This is a genomic window from Streptomyces sp. NPDC000941 (assembly GCF_053599555.1).
The window spans coordinates 110,957-130,914 of the sequence record NZ_JBSFMM010000004.1; the positions used below are offsets into that span (position 1 = coordinate 110,957).

Genomic DNA, 19,958 nt, shown 5'->3' on the forward strand with positions numbered 1-19,958 from the left:
ACCCGGCTACCCTCGGCCATCCGGCTACCCGGCTACCCGATACAAGGAGGCAGACAGACCATGGCGTTCGCGCGCCTCGCGGAAGTCACCACCCCCACGGCCCGGATCGGCCTCGGCCTGGCCGCCGTGGGCCGTCCCGGCTACATCAACCTCGGCCGGGAGCGGGACCTCCCGGCCGAGCGCACCGTCGAGGCGATGCGCGAGCGCACGTACGAGGTGCTGGACGCCGCGTACGCGCGCGGCGTGCGCTATCTGGACGCCGCGCGCTCGTACGGGCGGGCCGAGGAGTTCCTGGCCGGCTGGCTGGACCGGCGCCCCGAGGTGCGGGACGTGGTCGTCGGCAGCAAGTGGGGCTACACGTATGTCGCCGACTGGCGTACGGACGTCAAGACGCACGAGGTCAAGGACCACGGCATCGCGACGTACGACCGCCAGAGCGCGGAGAGCCGCGCCCTGCTCGGCGACCGGCTCGACCTGTACCAGGTGCACTCCGTCACCCTCGACAGCCCCGCCCTCACCGACCCCGAACTGCACGCCCGGCTGGCCCGGCTCGCGGCCGAAGGCGTCACGATCGGGCTGTCGACCAGCGGACCCGCCCAGGCGGCCGCGATCCGCGCCGCGCTGGAGGTCACGGTGGACGGGGAACCGCTGTTCCGTACGGTCCAGTCCACGTACAACCTGCTCGACCCCTCGGCGGGCGCGGCCCTGGCCGAGGCGCATGAGGCGGGCCGGGCGGTGATCATCAAGGAAACCGTCGCCAACGGCCGCCTCGCGGCCTCGGACCAACTCCCGGAGGCGCTGCGCCACATCGCCCAGGAGACGGGCACGGGCCCCGACGCGGTCGCCCTCGCGGCGGTGCTGCACCAGCCGTGGGTGAGCGTCGTCCTCTCGGGCGCGGCGACGACCGCCCAGCTGGACTCCAACCTGGCGGCGGCGCAGCTGACGCTGGACGAGGGCCAGCGGGAGACTCTGGCGACCCTGGCCGAGACCCCGGAGGACTACTGGCACCACCGCGCGCAACTGCCCTGGGCCTGAGGGGCTTCCCCTGCTCTCCCCCTGCGGCTCCGCCGCGAGAAGGGGGAGAGCAAGCCCCGCCCATGCGGCGGCGCCGCGCCGACCGGGGCGACCACCGGATTTCGCGGGCGGGGCCCGTACGCCACACGCGGCTGGCGAGGGCGTACGGGGGCGGAGACGATGGGGCTGACCAGGACATAACCCCTGCCGTCAGGCGAGGTCCCGAATGCCCGTACCCATACGCACCGCCTCGGCCGCGAGCACCGCGGAGCCCGGCACGTCGGCCAGGAATCGCGCGAGCGCCCTGCACAAGGTCCGGTACGCCGTACGACATCCCCAACGGGTGCCACGCTATATGCGGCGGCTCGCCCGGGATCTGCGGCTGCGCGTCTCCACTCGCGATCACATCGCCTACTACCGGGCGGTGATGCGGGACGACACCGCCCGGAACCCCGAGGCGGCGGTGGGCAGCGCCTCGCATGAGCGTTGGCTCGCCCTGGGGGAGATGCAGTACGACTATCTCCTGCGGCACGGTCTGCGGCCCGACGACCGGCTGCTGGACATCGGATGCGGCAATCTGCGTGCCGGGTGGCGTTTTATCGACTATCTCGACGCGGGCCACTATCACGGTATCGACATATCGCCGGATATTCTCCTCGCGGCCCAGGAGGTCGTGGCGGGCCGTGGCCTGCAAGCGAAGGTGCCCCTGCTGAGCCTGGTGCGCGATCTGCGCCTGGCGGCGCTACCCGAGGCGCATTTCACCGTGGTGCACGCGCACAGCGTCTTCTCCCACTCGCCCCGGGAGGTCATCGACGAGTGCCTGGCCCATGTCGGGCGGGTGCTCGCCCCGGGCGGGTACTTCGACTTCACCTTCAACCGCACCGAGGGGCCCGAGCACCATGTGCTGCGCGAGGACTTCTACTACCGCACGGCCACCCTGGTGCGGCTCGCCGCGGACCATGGGCTCGCCGCGCGGTTCATGGACGACTGGGAGGAACTGCCCCACCGGCAGTCGAAGATCCGCGTCACACACGGCGTCACACACGGCAACGAGGCCGCCTGAAAGGAAGAGCGGGAAGGTCAGGCGGCCTTCGCCTTCGTGGCGTACATGTCCACGTACTCCTGGCCGGACAGCCGCATGACCTCGCTCATGACCTCATCCGTCACCGCCCGCAGCACAAAGCGGTCGCGGTCCATGCCCTCGTAGCGGGTGAACTCCAGCGGCTCGCCGAAGCGGACCGTCACCCGGCCCGGCCGCGGCAGCCCCTTGCCGCCCGGCTGGAGCCGGTCCGTGCCGATCATCGCGAACGGCACCACCGGGGCGCCCGTCATCAGGGTGAGCCGGGCGATACCGGTGCGGCCGCGGTAGAGGCGGCCGTCGGGCGAGCGGGTGCCCTCGGGGTAGATGCCGAAGATCCGGCCCTCCTCCAGCACCCGGCGGCCGGTCATCAGCGCGGCCACGCCGCCGTGTCCGCCGTCCCGGTCCACCGGGATCATGCCGACGCCGGTGAAGAACCAGGCCATCAGCCGGCCCTTGAGGCCCTTGCCCGTGACGTACTCGTCCTTGCCGATGAAGACGACCTGACGGTCGCAGACCAACGGCAGGATCATCGAGTCGATGAAGGTGAGATGGTTCCCCGCGAGGATGACCGGGCCGGAGCCCGGGATCCGCTCCGCCCCCTCGACCTGCGGGCGGAACATCAGGCGCATCAGCGGACCGAGCACTGCCTTCAGGAACGCAAATCGGGACAACGGGCCCTCCGGTCGGGGTCATGAGCTGAGGCGCCCGCGTGCGGGAGGGTCGGTTACTCAGGGTGAGTCAACCCGATACCGCGCACTTGCGCCGATGAGACGATACTCGCCGGTCAAGCCCCCGCGCACACCGGGTTCACCCACCTGATACGCACTGTTGACCCACGTTTCCCACGCGTTCTGCCCAACGTCTCCCGCAGGAAAGCCGCTCCACCCTACGATCGGGCCGTCTTTTGATCAGGTTTTGGCAGGTAACGACTCCACAGCGAGGAGTGTCATGGAGCGGGAGCAGAAGCCTGGACGTCGCGCCATCCTGGGGGCCGCGGCCCTCGGCGCGGGGGCGATGGCGCTGGGCGGGGCGGGTACGGCCACGGCGGCAGAGGCGTCCGGGGAAGCGTCCGGGGAGGCGTCCGGGAAGGGCCACGGCCTGCCGGTGCCCACCGTCATCGGGCACCGCGGGGCCAGCGGATACCGGCCCGAGCACACCTTGGGCTCGTACCAGCTCGCGCTCGACATGGGCGCCGACATCATCGAGCAGGATCTGGTCCCCACCAAGGACGGCCATCTCGTCTGCCGCCACGAGAACGACATCACGGCCACCACGGACGTCTCCGCGCATCCGGAGTTCGCCGACCGCAAGACCACCAAGACCGTCGACGGCACCGCGCTGACCGGCTGGTTCACCGAGGACTTCACACTCGCCGAGCTGAAGACCCTGCGCGCCAAGGAGCGCATCCCCGGCAACCGCCAGCGCAACACGCTCTACGACGGCCGCTGGGAGGTGCCCACCTTCGAGGAGGTGCTGCAGTGGGCCGACCGGGAGGGCCGTAAGCGGGGCCGCCGGATCTGGCTGTACGTCGAGACCAAGCACCCCACCTACTTCCGCAAGCTGGGGCTCGGCCTGGAAGAGCCGCTGGCCAAGCTGCTGCGCAAGTACGGCCGCCACAAGAAAGACGCGGCGCTGTTCCTGCAGTCCTTCGAGCCGAGCAGCATCCAGCGGCTGCGCAAGCTGGTCGGCACCCCGGCGGTCGTGCTGCTGTCCACCATCAACAGCCGCCCCTGGGACTTCATCGAGGCGAACGACCCGCGCACGGTCGCGGACCTGGTCAAGCCCGAGGGCCTGAAGTGGATCGCGAGCTACGCCCAGGGCATCGGCCCGGACCTGTCCGTGATCATCCCGCGCACCGCAGACGGCAAGCTGGGCACCCCGACGAGCGTGGTCAAGGACGCGCACGCGGCCGGTCTCGTGCTGCACCCCTACACCATGCGCAACGAGAACACCTTCCTGCCCGCCGACTTCCGGCGCGGCACCGACCCCAACGCGTACGGGGACGCTTTCGGCGCCTTCAAGAAGTACTTCGAGACGGGCATCGACGGCATCTTCTCCGACAACCCGGACACCGCGCTGCTCGCGGCGGAGGACTTCCGCAAGAGCCGATGAACAGCCGGTGAACACCCGCCCGGCGCGCGGCGGTGCCCTGCCCGTACAGCCTGCCCGTACAGGGGGACACCACCGCGCGCCGCGGCGTCTCCATCCACCTGGGCCGGCTCCGTCGGCCCACGTCCGCCGCGTCAACTCGCGTCCGCGTGGCCACCCCCTCGGGTGAGAGACCGGCGCACCGGCAACCGGTCCCGACCCGCCCACGTCCCGCCGGGTATGGATCTTCTGGAAAAACTCCGCCCGCTGCTCGCCGCCGAGGCGGCGGCCGAGGCCTACGGTGCGGGTATCGAACCGGCCGAGCTCGAACAGGCGGTGTGGCTGCGGCTGCTGGAGCGCACCCGCGCGGACGGGCCGCCGCCCCAGCCCGCGGCCTGGCTGCGCGGCGCGGTCCGGGCCGAGGTGCGCGGGGCCAGGCGGCGGGCCCGGCGGGAGGTGCCGTACGACCCGGTGGGCGACGGCCCGCCCTGCGGCCCCGACTCCCGGACCGTCGAGCACGCCGAGTATGCAGAACCCGCCGAGCATGTCGTGCTCCGGGCGGAGACGGGCCGTGTGCTGCGCGCGGCGGTGCGCCGGCTGCCCGGCCGCTGTCCCCTGTTACTGGGCGCGCTGCTGTCCCGCGCCGACCTGACATACCGCGAGATCGCGGGGGAGTTGGGAATGTCACAGGGCAGCCTGGGCCCGGTACGTTCCCGATGTCTGGGTTGCCTGCGCAGAATGCTCACGGCGGAGGTTGCGGCTCCTGAACTCTGGGGAAAGGAGCGTTAGACAATCGGCGCCTCGGAGGCGGACGTGCATCCTCACGACGGCTCCGGTCAGGCCAGCACCCCGGTCGCATCCCTACCCTCAGCGCGGCCGGCGGACCGATACAAGGGGAGGCATGCGCACATGGGCATGAGCGTGACCATCTCTGCGGCGACCGCGGACGACGCCGAGCAGATCCTCAAGTTGCAGTACTTGTGCTACCAGCGGGAAGCCGAGCTCTACGGGGACTACTCGATCGAGCCGCTGACCCAGTCCCTCGACGACCTCCGTGCCGAACTGGGCAAGGGCTGTGTGCTCGTGGCCCGGCTCGGCGCGGAGGTCGTCGGGTCGGTCCGCGGCACGGTCGACGACAAGGGCACCGCCGCCATCGGCAAGCTCATCGTGCACCCGCGGATGCAGCGGCACGGCCTGGGCGGGCGGCTGCTCGCGGCGATCGAGGAGCGGCTGACCGAGGAGCGGGACGCCAAGCGGTACCGGCTGTTCACCGGCCACCGCAGCGAGGGCAATCTGCGGCTGTACCGGCGTTACGGCTATGCGCAGGTGGGCACCGAAGAGGTCAACCGCCGGCTGAGCCTGGTCACCCTGGAGAAGGAGGCCACGCCCTCGGCGTACGCGGCCAGCGCCTGAGACAGCGCCGGAGACAGCGTTCGAGGCCCGCCGGGATCAATCCTGGCGGGCCTTGCGCAGCCAGATGAGCCCGGTGACCGGCAGGAAGATCGGGATGAAGAGATAGCCCATCCCGTAGTCCGACCACACCGTCTGGTCGGGGAAGGCGGAGGGGTCCGCGAGCGTCCAGGTGCCGATGGTCAGCACGCCCAGCAGCTCGGCGGCGCAGCAGACGAACGCCGCCTTGCGCGCCCCCTCTCCGCCGCGTACGAGCGAGACGGTGATGAACGCGTACACGACCGCCGAGACCGCGGAGAGGATGTACGCGAGCGGGGCCTCGTGGTACTGCGCGGCGAGCTGGTAGATCGAGCGGGACGCGGCCGCGACGGTGAACACCCCGTACAGCAGCACCAGCAGCCGACCCGGCCCCTGGCCGAGTCCGCCCGAGCGGGCCCGACGCGGCTGATTGGCCCGGTCCGGCTGCTGGGCTTCGTCGGCGGTGCTGGATTCGGGCGCTGACTCAGGCACCGGTGCCTCCCCAGATGTCGTACAGCCGCACCTCGAGTACGGCCAGCACCACGGCGGCCGCGGCCACCGTCGCCGATCCCCACCGGGTCCGCTCCGCCAGCGACATGAACGCCGCGATCGGCACGGCGAGGCCCGAGCCGACCAGATACGCCACGAAGATCGCCACACTGTCGTCGGGCCGCTGCCCGCGCGCCAGCAGGACGATCCCTATGACCAGCTGGACCAGGCCCAGCAGGGTCACCACGGCCATGCCGATGAAGTGCCAGTCCTTGGTGGGCTGGTCGCGGTAGGTGGCGAACCCGCACCACGCGGCCAGTGCGAGGGCGGTCACACCGAGCGCGACCGTCAGCGCGTCGATCAACGGGACCTCCGCGCGGTGCGGTGGCGCACGCAGGGGGTGGCAAGCGGGGTGGCAAGCATGGGACGAGGGTAATCGGCCGCGGCGGGCGCTGTGTTTCCGCCCCACGTGAGCGACGCACGCGCGGCCGCCGGGCCGCAGACGACCGCGAAAGCCGCACCTCTGCGCCGAGCGGGCGGAGAAGCGAACGATAAGAGGCCGCGGCCCCGTACGCTGACGCGATATGAAGATCTCCGCTGACGCCCTGCTGTTCGACAACGACGGAACCCTGATCTCGTCCCTGGAGTCGGTCCACCGTTGCTGGAGCCGCTGGGCGCGGGAGTACGGAATCCCGGCGGAGGACTTCGAGCGGGTCGAGCTGCACGGCCGCCCCGCCTCCGACATCATCGGCGATCTGCTCCCCGCACACCGCATACCCGAGGCCCGCGCCCGCATCGACGAGCTGGAGCTGGCGGATGTGGCGGGCGGCGGGGTGGTGGCGCTGCCCGGCACGGTCGAGCTGCTGGGGCGGCTTCCCGTGGACCGCTGGGCCGTGGTGACCTCGGCCAACCGCGAGCTGGCCGAGGCTCGTCTCGCCGCGGTCGGGATCTCCCCGGCGTTGCTGATCAGCGCGGACGACATCACGCGCGGCAAGCCGGACCCCGAGCCCTTCCTGCTGGCCGCCGACAAGCTCGGCTTCGGCCCGGCCCGTTGTGTGGTCTTCGAGGACGCCCCGGCCGGGCTCGCGGCGGGCCGGGCGGCCGGGATGCGGACCGTGGCGTTGACCACAACGGCCGACCGGGGACAGCTGGTCGCGGATGTCGTCGTCAAGGACCTGTCGGCCGTGTCCGTCAAGGCCATCGAGGGCGGGCTGGAGATCACGGCGGGGGAGTGAGCCGACCTCCTGCCGCCCCGCCTTCCGTCCCGTACCGTCCACGGACTGATCTGGCTAGTCCGCTATTCGGACAAGTTTGATGGGCCCGTACATGTGTCTGCTTTACTTACGCCCATGACCACGACGAGCAGCCGCGCCACCGCGACCGAGGCGATCCAGACGCCCGGTGCTCGCTGTATGTGTCGAATGTGTGACCGCTGAGGGCCCTTGCCTGAGCCTCGCGCCCCGAAGCGAGACCCGCTGAGCTGAGCCGCGTCCGCACCGATCCGTGCCGGACCGCGCCGCCCCGCGTCACCGGAACCCCGAAGCCGCGCCCGCGTTTGCGCTCGCGTGCGTCCGGGTCGCTCCACGTCGCGTTCCGCAATGAACGAACCGTGCCCGGCGGCACCATCCGCCGTGCACTCAACAGTGACGGAAACCCCTGTGATCACCACGACAGGCCTGACCAAGGTCTACCGCTCACGAGGCCGCGAGGTCACCGCCCTCGACGGCGTCGACCTCCATGTCCGCGAGGGCGAGGTGTACGGCGTCGTCGGACAGAGCGGCGCCGGCAAGTCCACCCTGATCCGCTGTGTGAACCTCCTGGAGCGCCCCACCTCGGGCACGGTCACCGTGGCCGGCCAGGACCTCACAGCGCTCGCCGGGCGCGGACCGCGGGCCGGTTCGGCGCTGCGCAAGGCCCGTACCGGGATCGGGATGGTCTTCCAGCACTTCAACCTGCTCTCCTCGCGCACCGTCCGGGACAACGTCGAGCTGCCGCTGGAGATCCTCGGCGTATCCGGCAAGCAGCGCACCCGTAAGGCCCAGGAGCTGCTGGACCTGGTCGGCCTCGCCGACAAGGCCAAGGCGTACCCGGCGCAGCTGTCCGGTGGCCAGAAGCAGCGCGTCGGCATCGCCCGGGCGCTGGCCGGCGACCCCAAGGTGCTGCTGTCGGACGAGGCGACCTCCGCCCTCGACCCGGAGACCACCCGCTCGATCCTCCAGCTGCTGCGCGATCTGAATCGGCAACTCGGGCTGACCGTGCTGCTGATCACCCACGAGATGGACGTCGTCAAGTCCATCTGCGATTCGGCGGCGCTGATGCGGGACGGGCGGATCGTGGAGTCCGGCGCGGTCGCCGATCTGCTCGCCACGCCCGGCTCCGAACTGGCGCGGGAGCTCTTCCCGGTCGGCGGGGAGCTGCCGGGCACCGACCGGACCGTGGTGGACGTCACGTTTCACGGTGAGGCCGCGACCAAGCCGGTCATTTCCCAGCTGGCGCGTACGTACAACATCGACATCTCGATCCTCGGCGCCGCCATGGACACCGTCGGCGGCCGGCAGGTCGGCCGGATGCGGATCGAACTGCCCGGCCCGTTCGAGGAGAACGTCGTGCCGATCGGGTTCCTGCGCGAGCAGGGGCTGCAGATCGAGGTGGCCAGCGGCGCCGAGGCGGCGCTCCGCGCGGCGAACGACATCAAGCCGACCAAGCCGGCCAAGTCGACTGAGCTGACCAAGGAAGGTGCCAAGTGACCTGGTCCGAGATGCAGCCCCTGCTGGAGCAGGCCTGTTGGGACACGCTCTACATGGTCGGCTGGTCGGCGCTGATCGCGGTGGTCGGCGGACTGCCCCTCGGGGTGCTGCTGGTGCTCACCGACCGCGGCGGGGTGCTGCAGAACGTCGTGGTGAACAAGGTCGTCGGCCAGATCGTGAACATCGGCCGCTCCATGCCGTTCATCATCCTCATGGTCGCGCTGATCTCCTTCACCCGCTGGATCGTGGGCACCTCGATCGGCCCCGAGGCCGCGATCGTGCCGCTGGCGATCGGCGCCATCCCCTTCTTCGCCCGGCTGGTGGAGACCGCGGTGCGCGAGGTGGACGGCGGGCTCGTCGAGGCGGTGCAGTCGATGGGCGGCTCCACCTGGACCGTCGTACGCAAGGTCCTGCTGCCCGAGGCGCTGCCGTCGCTGATCTCCAGCGCCACCACCACGATCGTCGCGCTCATCGGCTACTCGGCGATGGCCGGCACGGTCGGCGCCGGCGGCCTGGGCGACCTCGCCATCCGGTACGGCTACCAGCGCTTCGAGACCGAGCTGATGTGGATCACCGTGGCGATCCTGGCGGTGGTGATCTCCATCATCCAGTTCGCCGGTGACTTCGCCGCCCGTGCCCTGTCGCACCGCGGCCGCTCCTCGGCCACTTCGCGGCTGCGGCCGGTGCGGGCCACGAAGCGGGCGGAGGAGCCCGGTCCGGTGGCCAAGGTCGCCGAGGCATCCGAGGCCCCCTGAGCCCCGCTCCAACCCCTCGTAACTCCCCCCTAACTTCCTTCTGCGCAGAGCGCCCTGGCACCCGCAGCGGCCTCGTATGCCCAAAAAGAAAGGCACTTTTCGTGCGTAACACCACAAAGACCCTCGCCATCGCCCTCACCGCCGGCGCCCTCACCCTGGGCCTGACCGCCTGCGGCGCGGACAAGGGCTCCGACAAGAACGGCGCTCTCGTCGTCGCCGCGAGCCCCGTCCCGCACGCCGAGATCCTGAACTACGTCAAGGATCATTTGGCCGAAAAGGCGGGCCTCAAGCTCGAGGTCAAGGAGTTCACCGACTACAACACGCCGAACACGGCGACCGAAGACGGGTCGGTGGACGCCAACTACTTCCAGAACCAGCCGTTCCTCGACGACTTCAACAAGAAGAAGGGCACCCACATCGTGCCCGTCGTCACCGTGCACCTGGAGCCGCTCGGCCTGTACTCGCACAAGGTGAAGAAGGCCGACGACCTCAAGAGCGGCGCGACCGTGGCAATCCCCAACGACACCGTCAACGAGGCCCGAGCCCTCAAGCTCCTCGACGCCAACGGCGTCATCAAGCTCAAGAGCGGCGTCGGCAACGAGGCCACCCCGAAGGACATCGCAGACAACCCCAAGGGCCTGGAGTTCAAGGAACTGGAGGCCCCGCAGTTGCCGCGCGCCCTGGACGATGTGGACGCCGCGGTCATCAACGGCAACTACGCCATCGAGGCCGACCTCAAGCCGGCCAAGGACGCCCTCGTCCTGGAGTCGCCCGAGAACAACCCGTACGGCAATTTCCTCGCCGTGAAGAAGGGCAACGAGGACGACCCGCGCGTCAAGAAGCTCGCGAAGCTTCTCACCTCCCCCGAGGTGAAGAAGTTCATCAAGGACAAGTACGACGGCTCCGTCATCGCCTCGTTCTGACCGCGGACCCGGACTGCGTGACCCCGGAGGAAACCACATCATGCGCAAGATCACGGTCCCTCTCGCCGCCGCCGCACTCGCCCTCGGGCTGACCGCGTGCGGCGCGGGCTCCGGCGGCGGCTCGGACGACGACACGCTCGTCGTCGGAGCCACCGCCGTCCCGGCGGGCGAGGTGCTGGACTACATCAGGAAGAACCTGGCGGAGAAGGAAGGCCTCAAGCTCGAGGTCAAGGAGTTCACCGACTACGTTCTGCCGAACACCGCCCTCCAGGAAGGTTCGCTGGACGCCAACCTGTACCAGAACGTCCCATTCCTGGAGAACTTCAACAAGACGAAGGGCACCGACCTGGTGTCCGTGGCGGATATCTATCTGCCGCCCATGGGTGCCTACTCCAAGCACATCAAGGACATCTCCGCCCTCAAGACCGGGGCGACCGTCGCGGTGCCCAACGAGACCACCAACGAGGGACGCGCCCTCAAACTGCTCGCCGCCAAGGGGCTCATCGAGCTGAAGAAGGACGCGGGAGTCACCGCGAGCCCCGCCGATATCACCGCCAACCCGAAGAAGCTCACCTTCAAGGAGCTGGAGCCGGCCCAGCTGCCGCGCTCTCTCGACGATGTCGACCTGGCCGTCATCAACAGCAATTACGCGCTCGACGCCGGACTCGATCCGACGAAGGACTCGGTGCTGCTGGAGTCGGTGAAGGGAAACGAATACGCCAACGTTCTCGCCGCGAAGAAGGGCAATGAGGACGACCCGCGGGTGAAGAAACTGGCCAAGCTCCTCACCTCGCCCGAAGTGCGGAAATTCATCCAAGAGAAGTACAAGGGGTCGGTGCTGCCGGTCACCGGCGGTTAGCCGCGCACTGGCGATGGCTCCGTATCCGAACGTCACAAACGGATACGGAGCCTTCCGCTTGGCCACCCCGTGCTGCATTTCCCTCAGGCGATGCTGCATGCTGGGCTCTTCCCGAAATCTTGGACCCCAGGACCCCGGACCCCGGTTATGGAGCGGCGCATGACATCCACCTTCCCGGACATCTCCATCAGTACGGAACGGCTGGTGCTGCGCCCGTTCGAGGAAGCGGACGTGCCCGCGCTCACGGAGATGATGAACGACGAACTCGTCACCGCCTGGACCTCGGTGCCCCACCCCTACACCACCCGCGACGCGCGCGAGTGGGCACTGCGCACCGCGCCCGCCGAGCGCACCTCGGGCCGCGGCATCGTCTTCGCCGTCGCCGAATTCCTCACCCAGCGCCTCGTGGGCATGGTGCACCTGAGCAACACCGACTGGCGTGTGCTGGCCACCGAGGTCGCCTACGTCACCGCCCCCTGGGCGCGCGGCGAGGGCTACGCCTCGGAATCCGCGCTGGCCGTCGCCCGCTGGCTCTTCCAGGACCAGAAGTTCGAACGGCTCGAGCTGCGCACCGCCGCGGACAACACCGCCTCCCAGCAGGTCGCCCAGAAGATCGGCTGCATCAGCGAGGGCGTCCTGCGCAACGCCTGGATAGCGCGCACGCAGACGGAGGGCGGCGGCTGGATCGAGGTGCGCACCGACGTCATCGTCTGGAGCCTGCTGCCAGAAGACCTCCAGGGCGTGCACGGCGGCCTGATGGAGGACACGGACGGCTTCGGCGCGTACCCCACGTACTCCGACTGGAACTGACCACCCTCGGCGCGCGCGCTGCCCCTGGTCGGGGCGTGCCCGACCGGTGGCGTGCCTCGCCGGTGGCGCGCCTCGACCACGCGGCCCGGCCTTGGTGCGCCCTCGGCCTCTCGGCGCGGCGCGCCCGGCCCGTGGCGTGCGTCACCGGTAGCGCGCCCCGTCCCCGGCGCACTCCCGGCGCCCGGCGCGCCCTCGCCTCAACGCGCCCTGAACTCACGCCCCGAGCCTCCCGCCAGGGCCTCGCGCCCCAGGGCGCATGCGCCCTGCGTCCGGAGGTCCGGACCAGGCGGGATAATCTCTCCAGGCCCGAGCACCGCGCCCAAGCATCTCGCCCGAGCTCCGCGCGCCCCCGCGCGGCGGCGAGCGCACCGGCGCCGGTCACCTCCGCGGCCGCCCGCCAGCCGCCCGCCCGCCCGCGACACCCTGGGAGACACACGAAGATGGCCGACCGCGTCACGGTGATCGGTTGGGACGGTTCCCCGCTCACGGACGTGGCCCGCTCCGCTCTCGGCGCGGCCACTCTCGTGGCCGGCGCCGCCCACCACCTGGCGCTGCCCGAAGTCCCGCCGGGCGCGGAGCGGATCAGGCTCGGCAGCGTGGACCTCGCCGCCCGCCGTATCGCTCAGCACCGCGGCTCCGCCGTGGTCCTGGCCGACGGCGACCCCGGCTACTTCGGCGTCGTGCGCGCCCTGCGCGCCCCCGAGCATGGTCTGGAGGTCGAGGTCGTCCCCGCGGTCTCCTCCGTCGCAGCCGCCTTCGCCCGGGCGGGGATGCCGTGGGATGACGCCCAGGTGGTCGTCGCCCACAGCCGCGACCTGCGCCGCGCCGTCAACGTCTGCCGCGCCCACCCCAAGGTCGCCGTGCTCACCTCGCCCGGCGCCGGCCCCGCCGAACTCGCACTGCTGCTCGGCCCGGTGCACCGCACCTTCGTCATCTGCGAGGCCCTGGGCACCCGGCACGAGCGGGTGACCGTACTGACGTCCGACAAGGCCGTCGACCACACCTGGCGCGACCCCAACGTCGTCATCGTCATCGGCGGCTCCGGCGCGCCCCCGGCGCGCAGCGCCCCCGCCCCGGGCGCCGCGCGCGGCGTACTGCAGGGCGGAGGGTGGCTCGCCGGGCGCGACCCGGGCTACCCGGGCGCCGTACGCGGCTGGGCACTGCCCGCCGCCGCGTACGCGACCGTCCTCGGCGAGAGCGAGTCCCCTCAGCTGCGCGCCACCCAACTGGCCCGCCTCGGCCCCCGCGTCGGCGACCTGGTCTGGGACATCGGCGTGGGCAGCGGCGCGGCGGCGGTCGAGACGGCCGGGTTCGGCGCCGCCGTCATCGCCGTGGACCGCGACCGGGACGCCTGCGAGCGCGCCGCCGCCCTCGCCCGCCGCTTCGGCGTACAGCTCCAGGTCGTCCACGGCACCGCGCCCCAGGTCCTCGAAGACCTGCCCGAGCCGGACGTGGTGCGGGTCGGCGGCGGCGGCCCCGCAGTCGTCGCCGCGTGCGCCGACCGCCGCCCCGAGCGGATCGTCACACATGCCGCGACACGCGACGAGGCGGAAGCCGTCTGCCGGGCGCTGGAGGACGGTGGTTACGCGGTCGAATGCGCCCTTCTGCAGTCGGTTGAACTGGACACCAGAGTGTGGGCGGAACGCGAGCGTGCGGTGGCCTTCCTGGTGTGCGGTCACCGCCCGCACCTGTGATTTCGCCCTCTGCCGCTGCCCCTGGCCACCACCCGGATATGCCCCTGTGACCCTCGCCCCGATGAGCGTTGCCGAGCGGCGCCCGAGGTAGGCTGGCGGATCGTTGTACTGCCTGTGCCGCTGCCCGGCGTTCGGCGCTTTATCGGCCAATGGCCGGAATGCGTCCCCCTCTTGACGGGCCGCGGTAGGCAATGCCTCGGGCGTGCTACGTGCCGCGCACCGCGTGCGCTCGTTCTTGCCTCTGAGGCTTGCTCTAGGCGGTAGGCGGTAGGAAGGAGCACTAGCGATGGGCGAGGGGTACGCATGACCGACACCGGCCAGGTCCCGGGCGAGGGACTGCCGGAGAACGCGGGCGGACGACTCGGGCAGCCGCATCCCACGGATGTCCACACCCCCCCTGCCGACGCCGGCTTCATCGAGCAGCCGCAGTCCGCGTACACCTTCCTCGACACGCACGACGGCGGCGGCGAAGAGGACGACCTGCTCCTCATGCCCGGCGCCCAGGGCGCGTGGAGCGAGCACCAGCCGCAGTACCACCCCCCGCAGGCCCCGTACCAGCAGCCCATGACCCACCTGCCCGGCGCCTACGAGACCGGCGCCTACGAGATGGGCCCGGCGGGCTACGACGCGGTGCCGGCCCAGGGCTACGGCCCCTACGACCAGGGGCAGGCCGAGCCCTATGACCAGGGTCAGGGCGGCCCTTACGGCCAGGGGCAGGGCGGGCCCTACGACCAGGTGCCCGTCGGAGCCTATGACCAGGTTCCGGGCGGGGGCTACGACGCGGGGCCGGCCGAGTATGCGGACGCGGCGCCGGGCGAGTACGAGAACGCAGGACAGGCCGAGTTCGGAAACCCGGGACAGGCTGCGTACGGAGACTCGGGACCTGCCGAGTACGGGAACGCCGGACCGGAGGCCGAGTTCGCGGACGCGGGACAGGCCGAGTACGAGGACGTAAGGCCGCCCGAGCCCCAACTCCAGCCGGTGTCCGCTCAGCCCACGGAGGCCCAGCCCGCGCCTGTTCAGCCTGAGCAGGACCAGCCTGCGCAGGGGCAGCCCATGCCCGTCGCCCAGGCCGCTTCCGCCCGTCCGACCGCTGCTCAGACCGGTGCGCCGGCCCCCACCCCGCCGCGGCGCCCGCTGCACATGGGCCCGCCGATGCCCGAACCGACCAACGGCGTCGTGCGTTCTCTCGCCGACCGGGGCCCGGCCGGAGCCGGTGCCCCAGCCCCTGTCCCCGCTCATGTCGCGCCCGTGCACCAGACCGAGCCGCTTGCCGCCGGACCCCAATACATCGACCAGCCCGGTGAGGACGCCGGACCGTTCCCCGGTCCGCAGCCCGGCAGCCCCTGGGGCGCTCAGCCTCCGCAGGCCGCGCCTCTGGCGGAGGACGTGGCCGACGCTGCCGAAGAGCTCCAGGCACAGGGCCCGTACGAGCCGCAGCAGTTCGCCGAGCCCGCGGCGGAGCAGGCCGACGTCGCCGAGGCCATCCCCGCGGAGGCCGAATTCCAGGGCGTGGACCCGGCCGTCGACATCCCCGCGCAGGTCGTCCACCCGGACTCCGTCCCACCGCAGCAGGAACCGGGGAACGCCCCGGCCGCGGAGGGCTTCGCGGGGCCCGTGGCGGATATCCCGGCCCAGAGCCACCCGCAGGCGGAGCCGTCCGCGCAGCCGTCGGGGCAGCCGACCACGGGCATCACCATCCCGGCCCAGTCGGACGGCACCTCGACCCCGGCCGAGCCCGCGCCGCAGCCTGTACCCGTGGCCCCGGGCCACGCCATAGTCGCTGAGGCCCCCTCGTCCGACGACCCCGCGCAGGGGCAGCCCGAGCAGCCTCAGGAGGCGGCGGAGGCGACTGAGGCGGGTTCGGCCGCCGCCACGCCGGAGGCCCCCGCGGCGCAGCCCTGCGAGGGCTGCGCCGCACGCCGCCGTGCGGCCCGGGGCCGGACCGCCGCACAAGGCACGGCCACGGCGAGCGAGGCTCCGGCCGAGCCCGTCGCCGACCAGGCCGCCGTGCAGGACACCCCTCCGGCGCAGGCCCCGCCAGGACGGGCCTCGCGACGCCGCGCCGCACGGGGCCAGGGCCAGCAGGGTCAGCGACCGCAGGGCCGGGGAGCGCCCTCCGAACCGGTGGCCGCGGCGGACGGCGCAGTGAGTGACCCGTCAGTTGGGAGCGCGGCCAACTCCGCGCCGGCTGATGCCTCAGCGGGAGCAGCCGGGGCCGAGGGCGCGCCTGCCGCGCCTGCGGCTGGTGCTACCGGCGCGGAGCCTGACGCCACGGCCCCAGTTGGGGCCGCGCCGGCGGACGGTGCAGCCGCCGATGCCTCGGCTGTTGCCGAGGGCGCGGTTGCCGACGCGCCGGTTGGGGATGGCGCGACTGCCGCGCCGACGACTGACGCGGCTGCGGCTTCTGCCGTGCCGGATGGGGGAGCCGCTGCTTCGCCTGCTGCTGATACGTCTGCCGCCACGGGCCCTGAGCCTGCCGCTGATGGCGATGGATCCGCGGACGCCGCGACCGCCGCGCCGACGGCTGGCGGGCCTGTGGCTGCCTCGTCTGGTGCTGGGCCTGCCGGTGCTGCCGCGCCTGTTGGGGACGCCACTGCGTCGCCTGCGGCCGAAGCGCCGGGCGGTGGTGCGGTTGCTGCCGCGCCTGCGGGCGCCGCTTCCGGTGCGGGGTCTGCCGCTACCGGGTCGGATGGCGACGTAGCCGGCGCCCAGTCTGCCGCTGCGCCCGGTGGGGATGCCGCCGGTGCGGCTGCGGATGCGCTGGCGGACGTGACCGCCGCGCCGGATGGGGACTCTGAGTCGGTTACGCCCGGACAGGACGCACCAGGTGCTCATGTCGCCGCCGTTGCGGCGGCTGGCGAGGTAGCCGGTGGGGACCCTGCCGCGGCTGCGGCCGAGGAGGGCGCGCCGGGTGGCGACGCCGCGACTGCCGTGACGGCTGGAGACGAACAGGGCGGCGGTGCCACGGCCGCGCCGACGGCTGATGCCCCTGCGGCTACGGCGTCGGCAGTTGGTCCAACTGAGGCGGACGGGGGCGAGTCAGCCGCCGCGTCCAACGGTGACGCCTCCGCCAACGGTGCGGTCGCCGATGCGTCGGCTGAAGAGGGCAGCACGGTCGCCGCCACTACGGCCGATGTGTCTGCGGCTGAGCCCGGACAGGATGCACCGAGTGGTCAAGCTGAAGCCGCGGCAGCTGCCGTGTCGGCTGGGGACGCGACTGCCGCGCCTGCGGCTGACGCAGAGGGCGGCAGTGCCGCCACGGCCGAGCCCACGGCTGGTGCGCCTGCCACTACGGCGTCGGCAGATGGCCCGACTGAGGCGGACGGGGGCGGGTCAGCCGCCGCTGTCGCGTCGGCAGATGGCCCAACGGGGGCGGACGGGGACGCGTCGGCCGCCACGGCCGACGCGCCGGGCGGTAATGCGGCCACGGTCGCTCCTGCCGCCGCCGCTTCCGGTGCGGAGTCTGCGGATGCGTCCGAGGGCGTGACCGCTGCGCCTACGGCTGATGTGCCTGCGGCTGCCACCGCGCCCGATGAGGACTCTGCTGCCGCTCCGGCTGCGGCCGAAGCAGACGCACCAGGCGGCGACGCTGCTGCCGCTGCGTCGGCTGTGGCTGAGGCTGAGGGGAGCGCGCCCGGTGGTGACGCTGTCGCTGCTGCGCCTGCCGCTGCAGCAGCAGGCTCCAGCGCCGCTCAGGCTGCGGCCGAAGGGGAGGCGTCGGAGGGCGACGCAGCCGCCGCCCCGTCAACTGCCGACGCGTCCAGTGCATCGCCCGCGGCTACTGTCGCCCCGGGCGGGGATGCCGCCGCCCCTGCGGGCGACGAGTCTGTTGCCGCACCGGGCGCCCAGTCCGATGCAGGCCATGCCGCTGCCGCCGCAACGCCGGACGCGCCTGCCGCCGCTGATGCGGCCGATGCGCAGGCTGCCGACGCCGCGTCTCACGAGGCAGCCCCAGCCGAGGTCACGGATCCCGCTGCCCAAGCAGCCGCCGAGGTGTCCGCTGAGACCTCGGCCGACGGATCGGCCGCCGCGCCGGCAGCCGCCGAGGAGCCTGCGGCCGACGCGTCCGCCACCGACGGCGGCACCGACGACGCGCCCGCCGGACAAGCGGATGGGGCCGCCGCGCCCGCAGCCGAGGCGGCCACGGCGGATGCGCCCGCGACCGCCGCGCCAGCCACCGAGGCCACCGCCGCGCCCGCATCCGCCGACACGGCCGCGACCGAACAAGACGCCGCCGCACCCGAGCCCGAAGCCGAAACCGTCGAGCCCGAAGCCGACCCCCCCACAGCACCCCCCGCCGAGGGCTACGCCGACGCCGAGCGGGCCGCCGTGCACCGGGTCATCCGCGACCGGCGCGACATCCGCAACGGCTTCCGCTCCGACCCCATCCCGCACGAGGTGCTGCTGCGCGTGCTCGAGGCCGCGCACACCGCGCCCAGCGTCGGGCAGTCGCAGCCGTGGGACTTCGTGGTCATCCGCTCCGAGGAGACCCGGCGCACCATGCACGACCTGGCCACGCGCCAGCGCGACGCGTACGCCAAGTCGCTCCCGAAGGGGCGGGCCAAGCAGTTCAAGCAGCTCAAGGTCGAGGCGATCCTCGAGACTCCGGTCAACATCGTCGTGACCGCCGACCCGACCCGCGGCGGCCGTCACACCCTGGGTCGGCACACGCAGCCGCAGATGGCGCCGTACTCCTCCGCGCTCGCCGTGGAGAACCTGTGGCTCGCCGCGCGGGCCGAGGGGCTTGGCGTCGGCTGGGTCAGTTTCTTCGACGAGCGCGAGATGGTGCGCGCGCTCGGGTTGCCCGAGCATCTGGAGGTCGTGGCGTATCTGTGCGTGGGGTACGTCGACGAGTTCCCCGAGGAGCCGGAGTTGGTGAAGACGGGGTGGTCCAAGAGCCGCCCGCTGTCGTGGGTTGTGCATGAGGAGACGTACGGGCGGCGCGCGCTGCCCGGTGAGGACCCGGCGAATCTGCTGCAGGAGACCCTGCGCGGCATCCGTCCGCTGGACGCGAAGGCGCTCGGCGAGGCGTGGGAGCGGCAGAAGCGTATGACGAAGCCGTCGGGCGCGCTGGGCATGTTGGAGATCATCTCGGCGCAGTTGAGCGGACTGTCCCGGAAGTGCCCGCCGCCGATTCCCGAGCCCGCCGCTGTCGCGATCTTCGCGGGCGACCACGGGGTGCACGCGCAGGGGGTCACCGCCTGGCCGCAGGAGGTCACCGGCCAGATGGTGGCCAACTTCCTGGGCGGCGGGGCGGTCTGCAACGCCTTCGCGAGCCAGGTCGGCGCGGAGGTGTGCGTCGTGGACGTGGGCGTGGCGAGTGAGCTGCCCAACACGCCGGGGCTGCTGCCGCGCAAGGTGCGGGCGGGGACCGGCGACTTCACCGTCGGCCCCGCGCTGAGCCGCGAGGAGGTGCTGCGCGCCATCGAGGTGGGTATCGAGACGGCCCGTGACCTGGTGGCCGCCGGGAACAAGGCACTGCTCACGGGTGAGATGGGCATCGCCAACACCACCGTGTCGGCGGCCCTGATCTCCGTCTACACCGACGCCGACCCGGCCGAGGTCACCGGGCGCGGCACCGGCATCAACGACGAGATGCATGCCCGCAAGGTCGATGTCGTACGGCGCGGTCTGGAGCTGCACCAGCCCGATCCGGCCGACCCCATCGGTGTCCTCTCCTCGTTCGGCGGCCTGGAGCACGCCGCGATGGCCGGGTTGCTGCTGGGCGGCGCGTCCCTGCGTACCCCCGTCATCCTGGACGGGGTGAGCGCGGGCGCGGCGGCGCTGGTGGCGCGGGCCATCGCGCCCGAGGTGCTGGCCGCCTGCATCGCCGGGCACCGCAGCGCCGAGCCCGGACATGTGGCCGCGCTGAACAAGCTGGGGCTGCGGCCGCTGGTCGATCTCGATCTGCGTCTGGGGGAGGGGACGGGCGCGCTGCTGGCGCTGCCCGTGGTGCAGAGCGCCGCCCGGGCCATGCACGAGGTGGCGACCTTCGATTCCGCCGGGGTCACGGAGAAGGGCTGACGTCCGCCCCCGCCACGTAAGGTGTGCGCGGGGGCATGTCCCA

Annotated in this window: 16 protein-coding genes; 13 read left to right on the forward strand and 3 right to left on the reverse strand. The window is 72.1% G+C overall.

Annotated elements, in window-relative coordinates:
- Positions 1-60 precede the first annotated feature (60 nt).
- Together ACWDSL_RS02780 and ACWDSL_RS02785 are read left to right on the forward strand one after the other, a co-directional pair.
- Positions 61-1,035, forward strand: coding sequence for an aldo/keto reductase (locus tag ACWDSL_RS02780; protein WP_450481015.1), 975 nt, complete (start codon positions 61-63; stop codon positions 1,033-1,035).
- Positions 1,036-1,240: 205 nt separating this feature from the next.
- The gene (locus ACWDSL_RS02785; RefSeq protein ID WP_450481017.1) at positions 1,241-2,077 is read left to right on the forward strand and encodes a class I SAM-dependent DNA methyltransferase; all 837 of its coding nucleotides are present in this window, start codon (positions 1,241-1,243) and stop codon (positions 2,075-2,077) included.
- A 17-nt stretch (positions 2,078-2,094) separates the two neighbouring features.
- Here ACWDSL_RS02785 and ACWDSL_RS02790 read toward each other — a convergent pair whose 3' ends face one another.
- The gene (locus ACWDSL_RS02790; RefSeq protein WP_089510443.1) at positions 2,095-2,766 is read right to left on the reverse strand and encodes a lysophospholipid acyltransferase family protein; all 672 of its coding nucleotides are present in this window, start codon (positions 2,764-2,766) and stop codon (positions 2,095-2,097) included.
- Between the two features lie 277 nt (positions 2,767-3,043).
- On the opposite strand from ACWDSL_RS02790, the gene ACWDSL_RS02795 reads away from it, so the two are divergent.
- From ACWDSL_RS02795 to ACWDSL_RS02805, 3 genes are all read left to right on the forward strand, one after another.
- Positions 3,044-4,207 (forward strand): glycerophosphodiester phosphodiesterase, encoded by a 1,164-nt coding sequence (locus ACWDSL_RS02795; RefSeq protein ID WP_450481019.1) that lies wholly within the window; start codon positions 3,044-3,046, stop codon positions 4,205-4,207.
- A 216-nt stretch (positions 4,208-4,423) separates the two neighbouring features.
- Positions 4,424-4,972 carry a sigma-70 family RNA polymerase sigma factor gene (locus ACWDSL_RS02800; RefSeq protein WP_450481021.1) on the forward strand — a complete coding sequence of 183 codons (549 nt, stop codon included), beginning with the start codon at positions 4,424-4,426 and terminating at the stop codon, positions 4,970-4,972.
- 120 nt (positions 4,973-5,092) lie between these two features.
- A complete protein-coding gene (locus ACWDSL_RS02805; protein WP_089510440.1) occupies positions 5,093-5,596 on the forward strand; it encodes a GNAT family N-acetyltransferase in 504 nt (167 codons plus the stop codon).
- A gap of 36 nt (positions 5,597-5,632) precedes the next feature.
- Here the strand turns inward: ACWDSL_RS02805 and ACWDSL_RS02810 are convergent, their stop codons facing one another.
- Positions 5,633-6,103, reverse strand: coding sequence for a hypothetical protein (locus tag ACWDSL_RS02810; RefSeq protein ID WP_450481023.1), 471 nt, complete (start codon positions 6,101-6,103; stop codon positions 5,633-5,635).
- On the reverse strand, positions 6,096-6,464 hold the full coding sequence (locus ACWDSL_RS02815) for a hypothetical protein (protein ID WP_450481025.1): 369 nt from the start codon (positions 6,462-6,464) through the stop codon (positions 6,096-6,098). Before ACWDSL_RS02815 ends, ACWDSL_RS02810 begins: the two co-directional genes overlap by 8 nt.
- A 220-nt stretch (positions 6,465-6,684) precedes the next feature.
- Here ACWDSL_RS02815 and ACWDSL_RS02820 point away from each other — a divergent pair, with 220 nt between their 5' ends.
- The 8 genes from ACWDSL_RS02820 (at position 6,685) to cobT (ending at position 19,915) form a co-directional block, all read left to right on the forward strand.
- Positions 6,685-7,335 (forward strand): HAD-IA family hydrolase, encoded by a 651-nt coding sequence (locus tag ACWDSL_RS02820; RefSeq protein WP_450481027.1) that lies wholly within the window; start codon positions 6,685-6,687, stop codon positions 7,333-7,335.
- Between the two features lie 423 nt (positions 7,336-7,758).
- Complete coding sequence (locus ACWDSL_RS02825; RefSeq protein WP_450481029.1) at positions 7,759-8,847, forward strand: methionine ABC transporter ATP-binding protein; 1,089 nt, start codon at positions 7,759-7,761, stop codon at positions 8,845-8,847.
- Positions 8,844-9,602 carry a methionine ABC transporter permease gene (locus ACWDSL_RS02830; RefSeq protein WP_450481031.1) on the forward strand — a complete coding sequence of 253 codons (759 nt, stop codon included), beginning with the start codon at positions 8,844-8,846 and terminating at the stop codon, positions 9,600-9,602. Before ACWDSL_RS02825 ends, ACWDSL_RS02830 begins: the two co-directional genes overlap by 4 nt.
- 101 nt (positions 9,603-9,703) lie before the next feature.
- On the forward strand, positions 9,704-10,525 hold the full coding sequence (locus ACWDSL_RS02835; RefSeq protein WP_089510434.1) for a MetQ/NlpA family ABC transporter substrate-binding protein: 822 nt from the start codon (positions 9,704-9,706) through the stop codon (positions 10,523-10,525).
- A 40-nt stretch (positions 10,526-10,565) separates the two neighbouring features.
- Positions 10,566-11,384 (forward strand): MetQ/NlpA family ABC transporter substrate-binding protein, encoded by an 819-nt coding sequence (locus ACWDSL_RS02840; protein WP_450481033.1) that lies wholly within the window; start codon positions 10,566-10,568, stop codon positions 11,382-11,384.
- Positions 11,385-11,543: 159 nt separating this feature from the next.
- On the forward strand, positions 11,544-12,194 hold the full coding sequence (locus ACWDSL_RS02845; RefSeq protein WP_450481035.1) for a GNAT family N-acetyltransferase: 651 nt from the start codon (positions 11,544-11,546) through the stop codon (positions 12,192-12,194).
- Between the two features lie 440 nt (positions 12,195-12,634).
- Positions 12,635-13,888 carry a precorrin-6y C5,15-methyltransferase (decarboxylating) subunit CbiE gene (gene cbiE, locus ACWDSL_RS02850; protein ID WP_450481037.1) on the forward strand — a complete coding sequence of 418 codons (1,254 nt, stop codon included), beginning with the start codon at positions 12,635-12,637 and terminating at the stop codon, positions 13,886-13,888.
- A gap of 303 nt (positions 13,889-14,191) precedes the next feature.
- Positions 14,192-19,915: a nicotinate-nucleotide--dimethylbenzimidazole phosphoribosyltransferase gene (gene cobT, locus ACWDSL_RS02855; protein WP_450481039.1), complete on the forward strand. Its 5,724-nt coding sequence runs from the start codon at positions 14,192-14,194 to the stop codon at positions 19,913-19,915.
- Positions 19,916-19,958 lie beyond the last annotated feature (43 nt).

Excerpts from the sequence above, each read along its gene's own strand:
- cbiE (WP_450481037.1), top strand. The coding sequence starts at position 12,635 with ATGGCCGACCGCGTCACGGTGATCGGTTGGGACGGTTCCCCGCTCACG.
- ACWDSL_RS02805 (WP_089510440.1), top strand. The coding sequence starts at position 5,093 with ATGGGCATGAGCGTGACCATCTCTGCGGCGACCGCGGACGACGCCGAG.
- ACWDSL_RS02780 (WP_450481015.1), top strand. The coding sequence starts at position 61 with ATGGCGTTCGCGCGCCTCGCGGAAGTCACCACCCCCACGGCCCGGATC.
- ACWDSL_RS02800 (WP_450481021.1), top strand. The coding sequence starts at position 4,424 with ATGGATCTTCTGGAAAAACTCCGCCCGCTGCTCGCCGCCGAGGCGGCG.
- ACWDSL_RS02785 (WP_450481017.1), top strand. The coding sequence starts at position 1,241 with ATGCCCGTACCCATACGCACCGCCTCGGCCGCGAGCACCGCGGAGCCC.
- ACWDSL_RS02840 (WP_450481033.1), top strand. The coding sequence starts at position 10,566 with ATGCGCAAGATCACGGTCCCTCTCGCCGCCGCCGCACTCGCCCTCGGG.
- ACWDSL_RS02845 (WP_450481035.1), top strand. The coding sequence starts at position 11,544 with ATGACATCCACCTTCCCGGACATCTCCATCAGTACGGAACGGCTGGTG.
- cobT (WP_450481039.1), top strand. The coding sequence starts at position 14,192 with ATGACCGACACCGGCCAGGTCCCGGGCGAGGGACTGCCGGAGAACGCG.
- ACWDSL_RS02795 (WP_450481019.1), top strand. The coding sequence starts at position 3,044 with ATGGAGCGGGAGCAGAAGCCTGGACGTCGCGCCATCCTGGGGGCCGCG.
- ACWDSL_RS02820 (WP_450481027.1), top strand. The coding sequence starts at position 6,685 with ATGAAGATCTCCGCTGACGCCCTGCTGTTCGACAACGACGGAACCCTG.